Here is a 1,363-nt window from a genome sequence, read left to right as displayed (position 1 = left end):
CGGGAGGGGCCGCGCGCGGCGTGATCCTGCCGCTGCTCTCTGCCGGCTGCAGCGTGACCATTGTTAACCGCACGCACGCAAAGGCTGAGGAGCTGGCACAGCTGTTTGCCCACCACGGCGGCGTGCGGGCGCTCGCTCGTGACGAACTGGCCGGCGCAGAGTTTGAGCTGGTGATCAACGCCACCTCAAGTGGCGTATCCGGCGCGGTGCCCGACCTGCCAGCACAGCTGGTGAATAGCGGTACGCGCTGCTACGACATGTTCTATCAGGTGGGAGATACCCCGTTCCTGCACTGGTGCCGTCTGCAGGGAGCCAGCCAGATGGCTGACGGCCTGGGAATGCTGGTGGGCCAGGCGGCGCATGCCTTTATGCTGTGGCACGGCGTTATGCCGGATATCACCCCGGTGATTGCCCGGCTGAAGCAGGAGATGAGCGCGTGAACCCGGCAATAAAGGAGAGCAGGTAAAACGATCGGGGTCAGGTCTGGCTCTCTTCGGCCAGGTAGTCATCCTTCCAGCCGACATAGTTGTTCGCGGAATAGAGCAGGCCGGCAATTTCAGCCTCCGTTAACGGGCGGACTTTGCGGGCCGGGCTGCCTAAATAGAGATGGCCGCTCTCCAGCCGCTTGCCCGGCGCGACCAGGCTACCGGCACCAATCATCACATCATCCTCTATTACTACACCGTCCAGTACGATCGTTCCCATGCCAACCAGTACCCGGTTGCCAATCCTGCAGCCGTGCAGCATCACCTTATGGCCAACGGTAACATCCTCTCCAATCACCAGCGGGTGACCTTCAGGCTTTGCCGCAGACTTATGGGTGACGTGCAGTACGCATCCGTCCTGGATATTGCTGCGTTTCCCGATGGTCACGCGGTTGACGTCACCGCGGATGGCGACCAGCGGCCAGATTGCCACATCATCCGCCAGCCGGACATCGCCAATCACCACGCTGCTGCTATCGACTCTCACCCGTTCGCCCAGTTGCGGACTCATACCTTTATAACTACGCAAATTCGTGCTCATGACAGCCTCTCTGTTAGATCCTTAAGGGTACGCGTTGAGACTAAACGATCCTGCAGCGCTTTTCGCCCCTTAAAAATGCCTTAAAAATGCGCGATTAGCCTGATATATCAACGAAGAGAATGAAAAGAAAGCAACCGATAAGAAAGATCCAAAAAAGGCTTGTGCATTAAATTCGGATCCCTATAATGCGCATCCATCGACACGGAACAACGGCTTACAGGCCAGCGTGTTGAGAGGTTCAGGAAGTACTCTGAACCGCCGGAAAAAACTTCTCAAAAAGAAGTTGACTCCGAAGGAGGAAAGCGTAATATACGCCACCTCGCAACAGGAAGCTTCG

Annotated in this window: 1 protein-coding gene and 1 pseudogene; one reads left to right on the top strand and one right to left on the bottom strand. The window is 57.2% G+C overall.

What is annotated here, in order from left to right:
• A pseudogene (locus tag NV64_RS22680) lies at positions 1–440 on the top strand (shikimate dehydrogenase); the annotation flags it as partial.
• A gap of 37 nt (positions 441–477) precedes the next feature.
• Here NV64_RS22680 and NV64_RS22675 read toward each other — a convergent pair.
• Positions 478–1,026: a gamma carbonic anhydrase family protein gene (locus tag NV64_RS22675; RefSeq protein ID WP_056232381.1), complete on the bottom strand. Its 549-nt coding sequence runs from the start codon at positions 1,024–1,026 to the stop codon at positions 478–480.
• Between the last annotated feature and the right edge of the window lie 337 nt (positions 1,027–1,363).

This window comes from Erwinia sp. B116, assembly GCF_002865965.1.
GTDB lineage: Bacteria > Pseudomonadota > Gammaproteobacteria > Enterobacterales > Enterobacteriaceae > Erwinia.
This window is presented reverse-complemented; position numbering and strand designations above follow the sequence as displayed.

Bases quoted from the DNA above. Each gene is read 5' to 3' on its own strand.
- NV64_RS22675 (WP_056232381.1), bottom strand. From the start codon at position 1,026: ATGAGCACGAATTTGCGTAGTTATAAAGGTATGAGTCCGCAACTGGGC.